The organism is Legionella wadsworthii DSM 21896 = ATCC 33877 (assembly GCF_000701265.1).
GTDB classification, from domain to species: Bacteria; Pseudomonadota; Gammaproteobacteria; order Legionellales; family Legionellaceae; genus Legionella; species Legionella wadsworthii.
In genome coordinates, this window is the sequence record NZ_JNIA01000025.1 from 40382 (window position 1) to 57093 (window position 16712).

Genomic DNA, 16712 nt, shown 5'->3' on the forward strand with positions numbered 1-16712 from the left:
TTTAATCCTTCATGAAATACCGACCCGATATTGATGGACTCCGAGCCATTGCGATAATTCTGGTATTAATTTATCACAGCGGCTTCTCCTTCTTTCCCTCAGGTTTTATCGGAGTGGATGTCTTTTTTGTTATCTCTGGATTCCTTATTACTGGCATCATTCATGAAGCACTCAATGAAGGTTCCTTTTCCTTTATAGATTTTTTTAATCGAAGGTTATGGCGTTTACAACCTGCTTTTATCTGCTTCCTTCTGATAACTACTGTCATAACAATATTGTATTTTTTACCCGATGATCTGATGTACTTCAGTAAAAGCGCCCGCAAAGCATCTTTATTTTTATCAAATTTATTCTTTGATAAAACAACAAGTGGCTATTTTGCACCGAATACCCAACAAATTCCTTTACTCCATACCTGGTCGCTGTCAATAGAATGGCAATGCTATTTATTCTTACCTTGCCTGATTTATTGTTTGAACCGGTTTGTTGCTAAAAAATATTTCAAACCCTTGCTCCTGTTTCTGACTTTCATAACTTTCTTAAATTCCATGTATTATGCGAAAATCTTACCTGCTCATACTTATTACTTATTCTCCAGTCGAATTTTTGAGTTTCTCATCGGCTCCTGTATCGCACTCTTCCCCAGCCCTTTTTTATTATTGAATCCATTCCGTAGCGCCCTAATTGGCAGTTTGGCATTGATAAGTATTTTGTACCTCGCTCATCTTCAATTCCTCTTGCCTGGATATCCTAATCTTTATGCTTTGATAGTCTGTGCTGCTACAGGATTTCTTATTTGCATTGGCAGTTTTTCTTCGGAAAACTTTCTTAGCAAATTTTTATCCAGCAAACCATTGGTATTCATAGGATTGCTATCTTATTCACTTTATATTTGGCACTGGGGTGTTTTTTCTATTTTAAGGTATGAAGAAATCAATGAAACGCTACCCGTTTTAGTTGGGGCAATGGGAATTACATTTATTCTAGCTTATGTATCCTGGCGCTATATTGAAAACCCTTTACGGAAATTCAATCATATAAAATTTCATTATACTTTGGTATTTCTATGTATAGTCCCCCTTGTATTTTTTCATCTTAACGATTCAATTATCAGAAAAAATAGAGGGTTTCCACAACGTTTTCACCAGGAACTCAGGGCTGTTTACCAATATTTAAATCAATACAATAGTCCACAGCGGGCTCTATGCATTACCGATCATCAATATGAAATTAATGAACAATGTATCCTCGGTTCCAAAAAAGCAGATAGCAAACATGCATTGATGATTGGGGATTCATTTTCCAATCAATATTGGGGCTTTGCCGATGTATTAGGGCAAGCAGCAAATGTTTCTATTTTAATGCAAACTGTTTCTTCTTGTTTAACTTTGCCAAATATTTATCTGTACAACTGGTGGCACTTTAAAAATCAGGTTTACCAGATATGTTATGATCTGACGCAAAAATATTATCAAATGATTGAAAAGAACCACTATGACTATGTGATCATTGGCGAATTATGGGGTTCTTATCTGTCTTCGAGCGTAATCAATAAACCTGGGGATACTCGTTCCTATCTTCTCGCCAGGGAAAGAGTTGAAAAAGCCTTGGACGATGCGCTAAAAATGATTATTAAGTCTGGAGCAAAACCCGTTTTAATTAAATCCACAGCATTTATGCAAGAGAATTTCCATCATTGTTTTTTCAGGCATATCAAAAAAAGAAAACCCTATAACCCCCACGAATGTGATTTTACTTTTAATGACAATGAATGGTTTAACCGATTATTTGATAAGATGAAAGAAAAATATACCCAACTCATTATCATTGACCCTAAAAAAGTTCAATGCCAAGAAAAAAAATGCATGGCAGACATACATGGTATTCCCATTTATCGAGATGTCGGCCATATAACGGATTATGCTTCTTATCAATTTGGTATGATTTATTTAAAAAAATTTCCCAATCCTTTTGGATAATGGGAGGGAAGAAATTTTTTTAAATAAATTTTTTAAATTATTTATCCTCAATCCATTTTCTCCACTGCCCCCGCAACTGAAATGCCTACATCCGTGTATGCAATGAAGGTACATCATTAATTCCACCGCCGATATATCCCACTACATGTCCGCGCGCGCAGCGCATTAATAATACGCTGTTTTTGCAAGGGAGAAATCCGCGCAAAGACATGAACATTTCCTGCAAGCTCACCGCGTGCAGGATCAGTGATAAACTGTAGCTGCAATCAGTAATATAGCGACCAATGGGCTGGTTGAATGGGAAATTGCTTTTATTATAAGAAGACTATATGGACTTTTAGCAACCTCGTTAAAACCATATCTGCTTTGTCTTTTTTCACTTCTAATTGAGATAACCCATCTAATGAACTATCAAGCGTCTCGAACACTGCTTTATGATTTAAAAGGGTTATCGATTTTAAATCCATTTTATTCGGCCTGTTACTGAGCATTCATTAATACATGTTTATTTATAATGAGTTTAACCAATTGTATATTTTTGCAGTAAATAATTGTGGTGCTAAGGGTTGGCAATGACCACCGGTTCCTTCTTCCTCATGAAACAAAATGTATTCTTTTCTACATTTTAAATGATCATAAAGTTTTTTTGCCTGTCCTAGTGTAATGTACTCCAATGTATTATCACAAACTAACATCGGACACTGGATTTTTTCGGCAAGCCCATTTAGTGTATAGGCACGAGTTTTATCCAGCATTTCTTTAATTGTTGTTGCACCGAAACGCCACATGCGGCTTTCAATCATAAACCGTAAGTTCTCATCTTTTTTCATAACCTGGGATAAAGCATCTTCTACAGAAGTATCTTTTAAATCGGGAAATTGAGCCACAAGCGAGTCAATTTTTTCTGCAAAATTACCGCTCGCATCGAAAATACCAGGATCAACAATACAGCCTGCAATTCGTCTTTCTTTTGTAACTGCTCGCGCAGCAAGATAGCCTCCAAAGCTACGACCGATTAAATAAATTCTTTGCGGATCTATTTCTGGACGGTTGATAAAAAAATCCACAACTTTTTCCATGACCCGCTCCCAATCTGGAATAAAGGGAATTTTATTGAAACGCAGCATGCTGCCCTGACCAGGGCCTTCAAAAGTGAAACAATGAAATCCACGCTTTAGTGCTTCAGCCGCGGTTCCAAAATATAATTCCTCCTTGGTGCTGTCGCCACCTCCAGTATCAATTAAAAGCGGTTTAGGATTGTTGTTTGAAGAGGAATTATTTAAATAAAAATAGCCAGGCATTTTAATTGTTTCAAAAGGAATTTCCACTTTTTCAACTGGGTTTTCAAAATATTCCAAGGCTTGGTGAAAAGCACGAATACTGTATTCCAAAGTGTATTCAATTCTTGAATCAGAAGGTTTATCCTCCAGGAAGAAAAAGGCTGTTCTGAAGTAGGTGCAGGCGCGGAAAAAAGCAAACTTAGCGTCTATATGAAGCTTTCGACTGCGATAATTTTCAGCCATGGTGTAATTTCGATGTGCAAAGTCCGTCCAACGTTCATACCAGCTCTCTTTATTACCAGGCTCTATTTGGTTCGCTATGGCAAGGCATTCACCAATTTCGGCACCTTGATTTGAGGTACATCCTAAGCTTCTTAACAGTTGAGCATTAAAAAGTGCCGGTTTCATTATTTCTTGCATCTGAAATTTCCCTCCATCCAACCTCTTTTAGAATAAGTTCCTTTCCAATAATACTTCAAGCCTTTTGCATAACTAAAAAACTTAAATTACTCATTTTGTTTTTGAATTAAATAAGACAATCTTTTCAAAATCAATTATATTTTCTGAAATATTGTTTTTATTTTAAATTTTATGTATCATTTTTTTTCTTTTTGATTCATAAGAGAAACTCATAATGTCCAGGGATTTTATTAATCTGATCGATAAACTTGAAAAAAAATGGGATGACGAAATTGTTCCCGCTTATGATCAAATGAAACTCATTTTTATCAACAATATAAGAACAAACCACTTGGCTCAAAAGGCTTTAGCTGCATTAGGAGCTCAATATCGTACTTTTTATAACCATGCGCAAAATTCATTTGCTACATGCAAGATGGATGTGGCCGAGCGTCCAAAGGCCCTAGAGTTTTTAAAAGAAATTGAAGAAAGTTACAATGCAGATATCCAAGAACTTATGGGTATTTATAATAGGAAAGCAGCTCACCTAAGGGCTAACTTTTTCCAAAATGAAGCCATCCACTTGCCTATGCCAACCTTGGAAGAACAAATTCATTGGGAAATCTTTCCTAGTGATCCAGAAAATTATCCCCAATATTACACCTATGATTTTAAATAATAAAACCTTATATCTCACTGGAACAGCTGGCAGTCAAGAAATGCTCCTGATTAGAATTGCTACTTCATACAAATTCGCTGATGCCGACTGGGATATCACCATTTTTCAAAGAAGACTACAGGAGGAACCGTGCAGCTTTTAAAATTCATGATAAGCATGTTGGTCGGTGTTTTCATGGTACACGCTCACGCAACCATAGTGCATGTCCTCCAGGCCAACCTTTATTCCTGGAATACCATGGACAAAAGTAAAAACCCTCCCCCAATCATCCGCATGTCTGCATACATTAATGAACATAATTTTGATTTTATTACCACACAAGAAAACGATTATTTATTGACAGAAAGTATTTACAAACTCAATGCAAAGTATAAATTAGCGGGCATCAGAGAAGATGCCTCTATTTTTTACGACAGCTCCCGCTGGTCTGTTGTAAAAAACAGCCAAAAAACTATCCCTATGACTTCGGATGGAGGGGGAAAACGACTTGCAGTTTTTTCAAAATTTAAAAATCTAAAAAGTGGGGAAGTTTTAGCTATTGGTACGACTCATCTATGTATTGCTTGGGGTGGTCACGCAGACTGTACTGGGGGCCAAGTGAAAGCACATAGTGAAGACGTACTGAAAATAAGCAAATTTATAGAAGAGTATTCATCACAAACAAGAATCCCAACATTTGTCACCGGAGACTTTAATAATTTGCAAGACAATTTAAATCAGGCACAAATATTAGAAGCCACATTTGTCAATTATGGATTGGCAGCTGTAAAACTTAATGGAACATTCCTTGGCCCGACATTTGGAAATTCGATAATTGATTTTATTTATTTCAAAGATGCAATGTTGAACACGGCATTCCTTTACACTCAATCTCAAGGCAATCCATCCGATCACTCTGCTATTGATGCTACCTTTAAAATAGGTACTGAATGATGCGTTTAAGATGATGAAACATTCTGTGATTCACTGTTATTATTTTTGAAAAATTTATCCCCGAAATAAAAATAATAAGCGCTTACGACATAGGTGCAAGCAATTTTTGATACCATTATGAGGTGGGAATTGGCGTGGTACTTTCTACCAGGGTGTAGCTGACAAAAGCCTTTTCAGCAAACCATTGGGCATATGTATCCATATCAGGAGTCAAAAATGCTTTAAAATCCCATGCCAAATCTTCTTGATTAAAAGGTCCTAATTCAATTCCTTTTTCTTTCGCCAGCCCCCTTATCATCCATTCCACTATGGCTGAATTTCCGCGTCCTACGGGTTGTAATCGCGCCAGCTTGTAGGCAATTTTTCCTGCATCTCTTAAAAAATCTTGAATATCCTGTTCAGCGCTCCAATGCAGACTTGAATGAAAATAAGGTTCAATTAAATCAAATTGTACCTTAAAATAACTGGATCGCTCACGGTAATTTTGATCAAATGGGGTCGGGCAATGGTCAATGACAATTGCTGTCCTACTGTCCTCTAATCCATAATCACAAAATGTAATTGTCAGCACTACATCGTTTTCTTCAATAAAAGGAAACTCTGAAGACGCATTTTTTTGATGCAATAACTCACGTTCATAGGGGGGCAATTTCATCTGAATTATGTATTGGGTCCCCTCAGTTTGATCCTGATTGACCCGAACCGATACATTATTGGGGTGAGCCAGTAAGCAGCTTTTAAGCTGCGCATATATTAAATTTTTTTGGCTCGGTAAATCTTTTGCTAAATTAAAATTATCAGTAGACATAAAACCTGCTTTATTAATCAACCCAAATTGATGTCTGAAAGGACCGTGTTTTAATGCTTTAGCTATTTCCCGACGCTTATCAGCCAACCATGCATAAGCACAGCCTATTTGAGAGCTGAGCATATCAGGTGGGCAATGGACGTCTTTATGTACCTGAGGGGGTACTTGAGGAAAAGAACGGATTTGTTCACCCAATCCCTGTATTACAGTGCTACTGAATTCAAGCCAGGCGCTTTGTTTCGTAGCATCAAAATCCTTCAATCGATCCTTAGACGAAGCGGTACTCACTTCATTGGAATTGGAAAATAAAGTGTTGGGATGCTCACCTAATAATTCAATTTTTTTATCTGCCATATTCTATTCACCTATTCATTATAATTTAATTATAGATGTTTAATTTATGCTCAGATCAGCAGAGAAGCGCTTCAATTTTTTAAAAGAAGATGGCAAACTTAAAAAGGATGAGGTATCAAAAAAAGGAACTGTACCAGGTATTGAAGAAAAAAAGGAAATATTCAAGATCCTGAAACACCTCTTTATTGAAAATTTACCTCGCCACTTCTATATTTATTTTGCCTTTCTTTTTCAAAAAGATAACAGCTGTATCCTTGTTATCTCTTTTAAAGCCAACAAAAATAAGAAAATGGAGCTTGCTTATGAATACCACCGAACATACTGAACTTGGAAATGCCTTACGTTTTCTGGATTGGAATACTCTCGAAGGCAATCCGTACGTCACTTTTGATAAAGAAGGCACTTTACATTTAGACTTACAGACCATTAATGAAAGCGGGTTGCCAGAATCTGTTGGGCTTACTGTTCCAGCTGGTGTGATTATCGCGATGTCTGGAGATTTTTTTGGTGGTAGTGAAGTCTCCTTTGATTTACCCAGCCTTTGTCAATATAAAGCAAATCCAAAAGCTTTCGATAGCACCGGAACCTGCGAAACACTGGGTCAATATTTGATTAAAGAACCGGTTACCGAAGATGAAGTAAAAAAATTAATGAGTTCGTACCAGCGTTTGGCAAATAAGCAAGTCACTCAAAGAGATATTGATACCATTTATAAAATAAATGACGCCAATTACATCCCATTTTCAAGCACGCTAAATTTTTATGTCCAGCAGGTGATGTTTGCACTTCGGGTTAAAAATTACAGTGAAATTTTGAATCGGAATATCGCACATTTTACTCCCTGGTCCGTTCGTGTTTATACTATTGGCCATTCCATAGCACTTAAATATGCCCGTTTATATTATGATCTAACCCAACTTTGCACCCACTCCGATTATCAATCCGACAACAAGGATTTTAATTCCTTACTCAGAGTACTTGAGCAAACCAAACAGGGGGCAAGTCAAGAGCAACTACAAAATTTGGCTCACCGCTACCAGGCCCTGGCTTTAGCTATGGAATTTTTTTGTTTCCATTATTACACCGATCATTTTGCTGCTGGCCATGTCTCATTTGTGGGTGATTTACGTGCATTACTTCCGCAACGGTTTGGTGTTTGGGGCAGTATTTTAGTGAATAATTTGCATGATGAGCTCAACCGGATTACTGTTTACACGAGACGGGTATTTGATCCTACACCCGATAAAACAGAGCCTCCTGTTGCAGCAGGTGGAGATAATGATTTTGATGTTTCAAATAATTATTATAATAAACAAGCTTGCTTACAGGGGATGAGGACTTCATTATTTGATTTAAATGGGGTATTTCAGGGGGGGAAACTCCCAGAACAGGTACAATTCGGCGGATTGGAACAATTACCTGATATTGATGAACAATATCGGCAACCTCAACCGTTATTTATTTTAGGCCACGATAATAAAATATATTATCGCTCAGACCTGAACAATATAGATATGCTATCCCCCTCCCAAATGCAAGCAACGTATGCTGCACCATTACAACATGGTTATACTGAATTAAAAAACAAATTTGAGGCATTTTCTTTAGTATTCAAGCTCCGTCTTCTCCCCTATATTTATTCCAGTAAACTTAAAATACTTAATGCCGAACAAGTTAAATTACTTGAGGCAGAAGAACAGGAGCTTAATCCTGGAAGAAGACCAATACCCCAACCTCCAGTGTATGTTGGCCCAAAACCAGTCACGCCTATTACAATTCCGATATGGCAACAACCTGTAACAAACAATAACGTAAAACAAGGATTGGAAAAGTATGGCTTTTTAGCCGCAGCCAAGGAAATGGGAAGACAGGTGAATCAGGAACTTATCTTAAATCCAGAAAAGCAACAAAACGCTACAATATAATCATTTAAAACTTAAATGCTATAGAATGAACAGTCTATGGCATTTAAGTTTAATGATCAAAGGAAGAAAAAGAAGCCGATTTATCCTGTATAGCCTCTAAAAGATTCCCTGTGGATTTTACTCTCCTGAGCGAATGAAACATCGAATTACGGACATGAGCGGATTGTGAAGGTTCATCATCAAAATGAATGGGAACCACTTTGTGCTTGGGTGACTCCTGTACTTGCTGGAGCGTCTCTATTTCTTCACTTAATTCAGAAATTTGTCTGGAGGCGTGTTCTAATTTCAAATGGTCGCTTACCTTTTCTGACTCTAAAATTTCAATTCTTGATTTTGCCTGACTAAGCTCTTCTTGCAATTGACTAATAATTCCTTGGTCTTTTTCATGATCAGCTAACAACTCTTTACTGTGTTCTTGAGTACTTACTAACTCTTTAACTTGACCTAACAAATAGCCATTTTCTAATTTTAAACTTTCAATCTGAGCTTGTGCTTCTTCCTCCTTGTCTAACAAGTTTATATTTTTTTGAATTCCTGCAATTAAATTTTCAAGCTTGGCAGTTTCCCGATCCACATATTTGTCTTCACACAATTGATCAATTTTATCCTTATCCAAGCCTTTCCAACGGCTAATCAAATTTTCAATCCCCGGACGTTCAACAAACCAGTAAACACTCAATGCCGCCAAACCAACTGCAATACTGGCAACAATAATCGGCCACGCAGTTGCAGCAATCGATGCTACAAATAAGCTCGCAATAGCCAGGGCTACTGTTTGACCGGCAAAAAAGCCACCACTAAAGAAAATAATGCCTGCTATCGCAGCAGTAATCATTCTCCCTGCCCTTAAATACGGGTTATTTAAAGCTTTTTTTAATTGCTCTCGATCATGCTGTAAATCATTATGTCTTTGCAGCAGCATTTGCGCAAGGAGGAGGTCATCTTCTAATTCCTTTTTAGACTTTTCTTTCTTTTGTTGGCTTAGTTTTAATCGAATGGCTTTAATTTGTGTAAACTCATCCAATAATACATCAATTAGTTTGGGCGCATCGGAAGATTTGACGCCTAAATTTTTAGAAATTTCTACGAGATCAAAGCTATAGAAGACAATAATTGAGAGAATTGAAAATAAGGTTCCTGCGGCAAATATTGCAATTGTAGGAATTGAAGAAAAAACGCCCATTATGGCTGTAACACCATCAAATCCTTCACAACCAAAATAAATCGTTCCTGCAAGTGCCAGCAATAGATATTTGGCTTTTGCGGAAAAACCACCTTCTTTTGATTCATTTGATGTTTGATTTGGCGATAAAGATTGATTCAAATCATTTAATAAAGAAGCACGCAACGAAGCGATTAAAAAAAACTCTTCATCATCACTCTTGATTTTAGAAGCAGTACCGAACCAATCTATTAGGGCAGACCTATCGATTGAGGTTTTATTTTCAAGTGCGATCACTAAGTGGGGTTTTTTCTTACTTAGTTTGATTATTAAATCTTGGCTTGGTTTTCTTAGATCAATCGTCATATGTCTGCCTCAATTACCTAATTGCTACTCCGGCAAAAGGAATACTCTCTATGATAATGATCTTTTATTAAACAAATATTAAATGGAACTCAATAATGTGTAAAAAAATAGGTTTATTTGTTAAATATTAGAAAAAATTACGTTTTTAAATGTGCTTCGCGATAATGTTTGGATAAGAATGTTTCCTAATTATATTTCTTTTAAAGAAAAATAATTTGATCTGAAATTTAAGAATTACCTTAAAGAGTTTCCCCTATTCTGTATTTACTACTAATATGAAATGAGTGGAATAATCAAATCGAAAGAATATTTTAAGTCATCTGGTTTCTTTCTATGGAATTTTAAAATTGAGGGGGTTTTCAATGATTATTTTATATTCTTACCCAGAGCTCTTTGGCCTACCTGACAATAATCCCTTTGGCTTGAAAGTAGATACTTTTCTTCGATTGGCCAAAATTGAATACCAGCATGAGCATATAATTAATACAGAAAATGCGCCTCGGGGACAATTACCCTATTTAAATGATAACAATGTCATTATTTCCGATAGTAATTTAATCCTCCAACACCTCTCGCAAAAATATGTGAATTTAGATGAGGATTTGACCAAAGAACAAAAAAATATTCATTTTTTAATTACCAGAATGCTGGATAATCATTTGTACTGGATTATGTCCTATTCTCGTTGGCAAGATGATCAATTCTGGCCATTATTTAAAACTGAATTTTTAAATCAACTTCCCGACTTATCAGAATCAACTTTAGAGCGCGTAAGAGCGTATAATATTGAAAAATATACCTATCAGGGGATTGGCAGGTATTCTGCTACAGCCAATTACGAAGCAGGTATTGAAGATTTAAAATCCATTCTTTTCATTTTAGGAGAAAAAGAATACATTTTCGGCAATAAAATCCATTCTCTGGATGCTTGTTGTTATGGTTTCTTAGCCAATATTGCCTATTTTGAAATAGAAACCCCGCTTAAAAATTATATTATGAAAACTTCCCTCGGAGATTATACCCGCCGTATAAGAGGGTTACTGGGTTATTAAAGTGCGTGTGCTGGTTTGGGACAGTCGTCCCAAACCAGCATTTAAAGGATTAAATTGAGTCATCCAGCATATAAGGTTTATAAATAGGTTCCCATACATTTTGGACAAGCTCTTCCTCTAAACCGGCCTCATCCACTCCAGCCAATCCTTCGGCTATGGCTTTCTTCCCCACAGCTCTCGCAACGGCCAAACTGATTTCTCTTAGGTCAGCGATTGGCGGAAGAAGGGTTGCTGATTTATCTTCTCGGGCAGGAGAACAGGACGCAAGAGCAAGCGCAGCCGCCATGATCATCCCGTCGGAAACCCGTTTTGCCTTAGAGGATATAGTACCTAATGCTAAACCTGGAAAGATATAGGAATTATTGGTTTGATCAATATGGAATTCTTTACCTTTGTATTGAACCGGTTCAAAAGGACTCCCGGTTCCTATCAGGGCTCGGCCTTCTGTCCATTCCAATAAATCTTGAGGAATGGCTTCACTATGAGAAGTTGGGTTAGAAAGAGGGAAAATAATGGGCCGCTCCGTGTATTGAGCCATCGTACGAACAACTTCTTCAGTAAATGCACCCTGCTGTGTCGAGACACCGATGAGTGCTGTTGGTTTGACATGGCGCACTACATCAAGCAACCCGATTTCACCAGAATTTGATACCTGCCATCCAGCGATTTCAGAGCGTTTTCGTGCAAAAATGGATGATTGCTCAGTAACATCTTGCCCACCCTCTACAAGCAATCCGTATCGATCAACGGCATAGATCCGAGCCCCGGCTTCTTCATCGCTTAACCCCGCATCCTTAAGGGCTCCCCGGATTAAATGGGCAATCCCCTGGCCCGTTCCCCCGAAACCAAGAAAAATAATCTTCTGCTCATTCAAGGGAATGCCTGTCACATTGATTGCAGATAACAAAGTACCTGTCGCCATAGCGGCAGTACCTTGAATGTCATCGTTAAAAGTACACAGTTGATCTCGATATCGTGCCAATAAGCGGGCTGCGTTCACCCCTGCGAAATCCTCCCATTGTAAAAGAACATCAGGCCAACGGCGTTTTACCGCAGATACAAATTCCTCAACAAACTGATCATAGTCTTCCCCTCGTATCCGATGATGCCGCCATCCAATATAAAGTGGATCGGCCAGTCGCTCTTCATTATCTGTTCCAACATCCAAGAGTATGGGCAAGCAATATTGGGGAGGGATTCCTGCTAAAGCAGTATAGAGGGCCATTTTGCCAATAGGGATTCCCATACCGCCCGCCCCTTGATCCCCTAAACCAAGAATCCGCTCACCATCACTGACAACGATACATTTAATTAAATCATAACGTGGATGAGCAAAAATTTGATCTATCAGTTGTCTATTGGGATAACTGATAAATAACCCTCGCGGCTTTCGAAAAACTTCACTAAACTTTTGGCAACCTTCTCCAACAACAGGGGTGTAAACAATAGGCAGCATTTCTTCAATATTGTTAATGATTAATGAGTAGAATAGCGTTTCATTATTGTCTTGGAGTTCGCGTAAAAAGCTGTATTTTTCTAAAGAGGTTGGTAGTTCCTTTAAACCATCATATCGGCGTTTTTGCTGGTCTTGTAACGTACTCACCTGAGGCGGCAACAGGCCATGTAAAGAAAACGCATCTCGTTCCGTGTTGGTAAACGCAGTGCCTTTATTTAAACGCGAATTATTCAGCAGATCATAACCATTTAATGAAGTTTTAATACTGCCATCTTTAAGGTATTGAGTGAGTTGGTTAGCCTGTTTCATTTCCAAAGTCCTTTTATGGTAAATTCAATCTCTTATATAAGATATAGCCTAAAACTGGGAAAATCTGTAAGTGACTTATTGAACTGAAAGAATACGGGCTTAGCTCACCAACAGGTATTCTATACCATCTTAAATCATGACAATTCAAAGGGATAGACGTGTTCCATAACGATATCGGCAGGATGGCATTTAAAATAATAGAATAATTACACCTCTCGACAACTCCACTATTTTATTTTGATTCCTTACAAGTTTTCTCAAACTTAAGTGCAAATTCATGCAGTATGTCTTGCGTCAATTTGGTTTTCCCAGCCTGAATATAAGAAGTGAGTAACTGATTGAAACAGGGTTGTAGTGCACCCTGTTCAGGAAGCTCTTTCGCATCTTTTATATTGCCTAAGTCCACATATCTCAATTTCAATTGGGCATTGGCGTCTAATTCATAAAATGCATCAGCGACACAACATATAGCACAAGCAGCCAAATCATCATAGGCTTTAACAGTGGGTTCAGAGGTACTGGCTAAAGCAAGCAGATCATATGCGGTAAGATTTTGGCTAAAGCGCAATTGATCTTGATACTGGGTTACATCTTGTAAACCTCCATTACAGCGATCTCCACCTGTCAGTGTTTTAATCTCTAGCGTATTCTCATTTTTTCTTTTAACTTGGTGAATGGCAGTGAAATTCCCGGTTCCCCCGCCACTGTTTAGAGTGTAGAGCCAATACTGATTCTCTCCTGCAGAAAAAAATTTATAATAACTATAACCCTGTGCTGAATCAGGGAATAGAGGATCTTGCCAATTAAAGCCTATGTAACCTTTTGCGAGGAGACTGGAGTCATGCCCCTTAACGAGATATTTTTCTTTTGCCAAGCCACAATGCTGCAAATCAAGATCTTTCCCTTCAAAGTTAAAAAAACACAGTGCATCAATAGGCTCGTTATGAAACATTAAATCTTTGGGAATATCCGCATTTATTTTTTCAGCTAACAGAAACGTACAAAGTAAAAAACAAACTATTCTTTTTCGCATGAAAACATCCTCTAATCTTAATAAATCTTGCACCTGGTCAATACAATGCTGTGATGCACCACTTAAGGCTTCATACCACGGAATAAATCATACCGGTTTGGGCACCTTCCACACTTTTGCTGAAAGCCAGGGCAACACGACTCACCGGTACTGATTCAAATCCGCGGAAGAAAGGAGCGTATCGACTCATTGCTTCAGAGATAACGGTTGGGCTTACTGCATTGATACGAAGACCATGGGGCATCTCAATTGCTGCACTTTTTACGAATGAATCTATTGCTCCATTGACCATGGATGCAGAGGTACCCATGAGAATTGGGTCATGGCTCAAAACCCCGCTCGTTAAAGTAAATGAGCCGTCTTGATTGATGTATTTTAGACCTATCGATACAAGTCTGACTTGCCCCATTAACTTACTGTTTAGGCCAACGGTATATTGCTCTTCAGTGAACGAGGTAAATTTTTCAAAATATACCTCTCCTGTTACAGCAACAACAGCATCAAATGAGCCTATGGCTTTATAGAGTGACTCAATGGAGCGAGTATCTCTTATATCTACTTGGAAATCACCCTGGGTATGCCCGACGCTTATTACAGTATGACGTTGCGACAGTTCCTCACAAACAGCACTACCTATGATCCCGGTACCTCCAACGACAATCACTCTCATCTGAATTTCCTTCTTTTATTAACCCTCATGGGTTTTGATTTATCTATTCCAATCCATAGATTTGGTCCAAAATGACATCAATTCCTTTTTGGGCAATCGAAAGATCCAAAGCTTTTTTACAATTCAATTGATTGGCATCTTTTAATAAACGATAGGAACGATGCAGATTGGTTCTGGCATTAAACCAATATTCTTTTAAGATGAATTGTCCGCCATGCTCGACTAATTTTGCCGCTTCCTGGATGATAGATGAGCAAGAATTAATTTGATCAAGTGTTAACTTTTCAATATTTAGGGACAATTCGTGGCATTGATTGGCAAGATATGTTTTTTCCGCATCAGGCATGCAAAATGCCAGGCAGGAAAATAAAAAAATAAATGTACCGGTTATAATTTTTTTTAACATTGAGATAGTCCATTATTCATGACGCATCAAGATTTTTACATGGTATATCTCTCATTTCAATTGTATTACCGCCATTATTTCATAAAAATTACTAATGACTAAAAATTTAAAACTATGTACAATTACCCTACATTTATAGGGAAAATTTTTACCATGTATGATTTTGATTTCATCTATCAAGCCGCACTAGAAGCTAAAAGCTTAAATGAGCTTGCACAAAAGCTCAGTGGATTTCCTCTGGATGTAAGAAAAAGAGGCTGTCCTTTCATCACCCCAGCAGCCCAGTTAGCGGTGCAGGGGCATGATCAGGCTGTAGAGTGGATGCGGCAGTTGGGATCAAACGTCGATTGTATCGCACGCGCTTATGCTTATAAAAAAAATCATCGCCAAGTAGCATCTTATCAAAAAAATCATCATGCCAGTGTGGATGCGATTGCTGAAGGTTATGCTTGGGCAAATGACACTTTAACAGTGGAAAGATATCGAACTGAATACAAAGCCAGTGTACACGCCATTGCCAGAGGTTATGCGTCTACTGGCAATCATGATCGAGTGAAATATTACAGAGAGATACTCCATGCAAGTGTCCATGCCATTGCTGAAGGCTATGTCTATGCGAATGACATCGAGATGGTCGATTTGTATCAAGCTCGACATCATGCCAATGCCAGTATTATTGCTAAAGCATTGGCAGCTACTTCTCAAGCATTGGATAGCGGAAAATACTCTCCACATCAAACAGATAGCGCAGTGGTTGTCCAAGGATATGTTTTAAATGGCCATCACAAGAAAGTAGAAGAATATCGTACCGAGTTTCCAGGATGCATTGATGCAATTGCCCAGGGATATGCCCTGGTAGGCGATCATACTAAGGTGGAAACCTATAGAACCAAGCACGGAGCAAGCGTCCATGCAATCGCTGAGGGTTATGCATTCGCTGGAAATCATGCCAAAGTTAAAGAATATCAAAAAAAATATGGTGCAAATCCGCTTATGCTTGTCAAAGGGTATATTCTGGCGGGAAATCATGAACAAGTTCAGAAATACGAGAAAAAATACCAACTCAATCCATTTGCTCTTGCTAAATATTATGCCTTAGCGGGCAACTATGAAAAAGTTGCCCATTTTGAAAGACGTTTTTTGAACTCTCCCCATAATAATTCACTGATTGTAGCAATCGTTCAAGGATTTGCCTTAGCGGAAAACTTCCAAAAAGTTGAAGAATATCAAACCCGATCCGGAGTCAATTGTATCGATGTGATAGCACGAAGCTATGCAAGGGTTGGAAACCACAAATTGGTTGAAGATTATCGTGTAAAGCATGGAGCCAGCTTAACAGCGATTATTACAGGATATGTTTTGGCAGGAAACCATAAAAAAGTTGAAGAGTACCGCGACGAGTTCCAAATCCATGTGGATAAGATAGCTGAAAGCTATGCTTATGCAGGAGATCATGCCAAGGTAGAAGAATATCGAACCCAGCATGGCGCCAGTATCAAAGCAATCATCCAAGGTTACAAAATGGCCAATAATCAGAAAAAAATCAGGGAATATGACATTAATGAACTCTTTAAAGGTTATCTTGAAGACAGAAAAAAAATTGTACATCCTTCAGGAACTATTAAAGAATATTTCCATAGTTTTTTTACATGCCTGCAAATAGGTTATAGCCAAAAGCTTAAAGCCGTTAATGCAGTACTTGATGCTTTAAAGGAAGAGCCTGTTGATGTAACAAAGCATATCTCCATTTTACGCGATGGTAACTTGGGAAAAGAACTAAGGGCATTTATTAAGGCTGGAAAGGCCGATGAACTTTTTCCGAATGAGAAATTGCATACAGTGCGAGATTTTGTAGCTGCGCTTCAAAGAAAAGTGACGCCCACCAAAACATTGTGAATTGA

General features: G+C 38.0%; 14 protein-coding genes. 6 read left to right on the plus strand and 8 right to left on the minus strand.

The window, feature by feature from the left end; translation table 11 throughout:
* Window positions 1–11: 11 nt before the first annotated feature.
* Window positions 12–1979: an acyltransferase family protein gene (locus BU07_RS0104780; protein ID WP_031563961.1), complete on the plus strand. Its 1968-nt coding sequence runs from the start codon at window positions 12–14 to the stop codon at window positions 1977–1979.
* A 243-nt stretch (window positions 1980–2222) separates the two neighbouring features.
* Here the strand turns inward: BU07_RS0104780 and BU07_RS17865 are convergent, their stop codons facing one another.
* Window positions 2223–2384, minus strand: coding sequence for a cation-transporting P-type ATPase (locus BU07_RS17865; protein ID WP_084157797.1), 162 nt, complete (start codon window positions 2382–2384; stop codon window positions 2223–2225).
* A 104-nt stretch (window positions 2385–2488) separates the two neighbouring features.
* Window positions 2489–3679: an alpha/beta hydrolase family protein gene (locus BU07_RS0104795; protein WP_031563962.1), complete on the minus strand. Its 1191-nt coding sequence runs from the start codon at window positions 3677–3679 to the stop codon at window positions 2489–2491.
* 214 nt (window positions 3680–3893) lie between these two features.
* Between BU07_RS0104795 and BU07_RS0104800 the strand changes: the two genes are divergently transcribed.
* Entirely contained in the window at window positions 3894–4337 is a 444-nt protein-coding gene (locus tag BU07_RS0104800) for a hypothetical protein (protein WP_031563963.1), read from the plus strand.
* A 129-nt stretch (window positions 4338–4466) separates the two neighbouring features.
* Window positions 4467–5270, plus strand: coding sequence for an endonuclease/exonuclease/phosphatase family protein (locus BU07_RS0104810; RefSeq protein ID WP_242601907.1), 804 nt, complete (start codon window positions 4467–4469; stop codon window positions 5268–5270).
* 115 nt (window positions 5271–5385) lie between these two features.
* On the opposite strand, the gene BU07_RS0104815 is transcribed toward BU07_RS0104810, so the two are convergent.
* The gene (locus BU07_RS0104815) at window positions 5386–6432 is read right to left on the minus strand and encodes a hypothetical protein (protein ID WP_031563965.1); all 1047 of its coding nucleotides are present in this window, start codon (window positions 6430–6432) and stop codon (window positions 5386–5388) included.
* A 302-nt stretch (window positions 6433–6734) separates the two neighbouring features.
* Here BU07_RS0104815 and BU07_RS0104825 point away from each other — a divergent pair, with 302 nt between their 5' ends.
* A complete protein-coding gene (locus BU07_RS0104825; RefSeq protein WP_031563967.1) occupies window positions 6735–8357 on the plus strand; it encodes a hypothetical protein in 1623 nt (540 codons plus the stop codon).
* 49 nt (window positions 8358–8406) lie between these two features.
* Here BU07_RS0104825 and BU07_RS0104830 read toward each other — a convergent pair whose 3' ends face one another.
* Window positions 8407–9885, minus strand: coding sequence for a hypothetical protein (locus tag BU07_RS0104830; RefSeq protein ID WP_051635468.1), 1479 nt, complete (start codon window positions 9883–9885; stop codon window positions 8407–8409).
* Window positions 9886–10247: 362 nt separating this feature from the next.
* Between BU07_RS0104830 and BU07_RS0104835 the strand changes: the two genes are divergently transcribed.
* Window positions 10248–10937 carry a glutathione S-transferase family protein gene (locus tag BU07_RS0104835; RefSeq protein WP_031563969.1) on the plus strand — a complete coding sequence of 230 codons (690 nt, stop codon included), beginning with the start codon at window positions 10248–10250 and terminating at the stop codon, window positions 10935–10937.
* Between the two features lie 49 nt (window positions 10938–10986).
* Here the strand turns inward: BU07_RS0104835 and BU07_RS0104840 are convergent, their stop codons facing one another.
* From BU07_RS0104840 to BU07_RS0104855, 4 genes are all read right to left on the minus strand, one after another.
* Window positions 10987–12702, minus strand: a complete 1716-nt coding sequence (locus BU07_RS0104840) for an NAD-dependent malic enzyme (protein ID WP_031563970.1) — start codon at window positions 12700–12702, stop codon at window positions 10987–10989.
* 232 nt (window positions 12703–12934) lie between these two features.
* Window positions 12935–13735 carry a hypothetical protein gene (locus BU07_RS0104845; RefSeq protein ID WP_031563971.1) on the minus strand — a complete coding sequence of 267 codons (801 nt, stop codon included), beginning with the start codon at window positions 13733–13735 and terminating at the stop codon, window positions 12935–12937.
* 70 nt (window positions 13736–13805) lie between these two features.
* Window positions 13806–14405: a short chain dehydrogenase gene (locus BU07_RS0104850; protein ID WP_031563972.1), complete on the minus strand. Its 600-nt coding sequence runs from the start codon at window positions 14403–14405 to the stop codon at window positions 13806–13808.
* A 43-nt stretch (window positions 14406–14448) separates the two neighbouring features.
* A complete protein-coding gene (locus BU07_RS0104855; RefSeq protein ID WP_031563973.1) occupies window positions 14449–14811 on the minus strand; it encodes a hypothetical protein in 363 nt (120 codons plus the stop codon).
* A 153-nt stretch (window positions 14812–14964) separates the two neighbouring features.
* Here BU07_RS0104855 and BU07_RS0104860 point away from each other — a divergent pair, with 153 nt between their 5' ends.
* Window positions 14965–16707, plus strand: a complete 1743-nt coding sequence (locus tag BU07_RS0104860; RefSeq protein ID WP_031563974.1) for a hypothetical protein — start codon at window positions 14965–14967, stop codon at window positions 16705–16707.
* The last annotated feature ends 5 nt before the right edge of the window (window positions 16708–16712 follow it).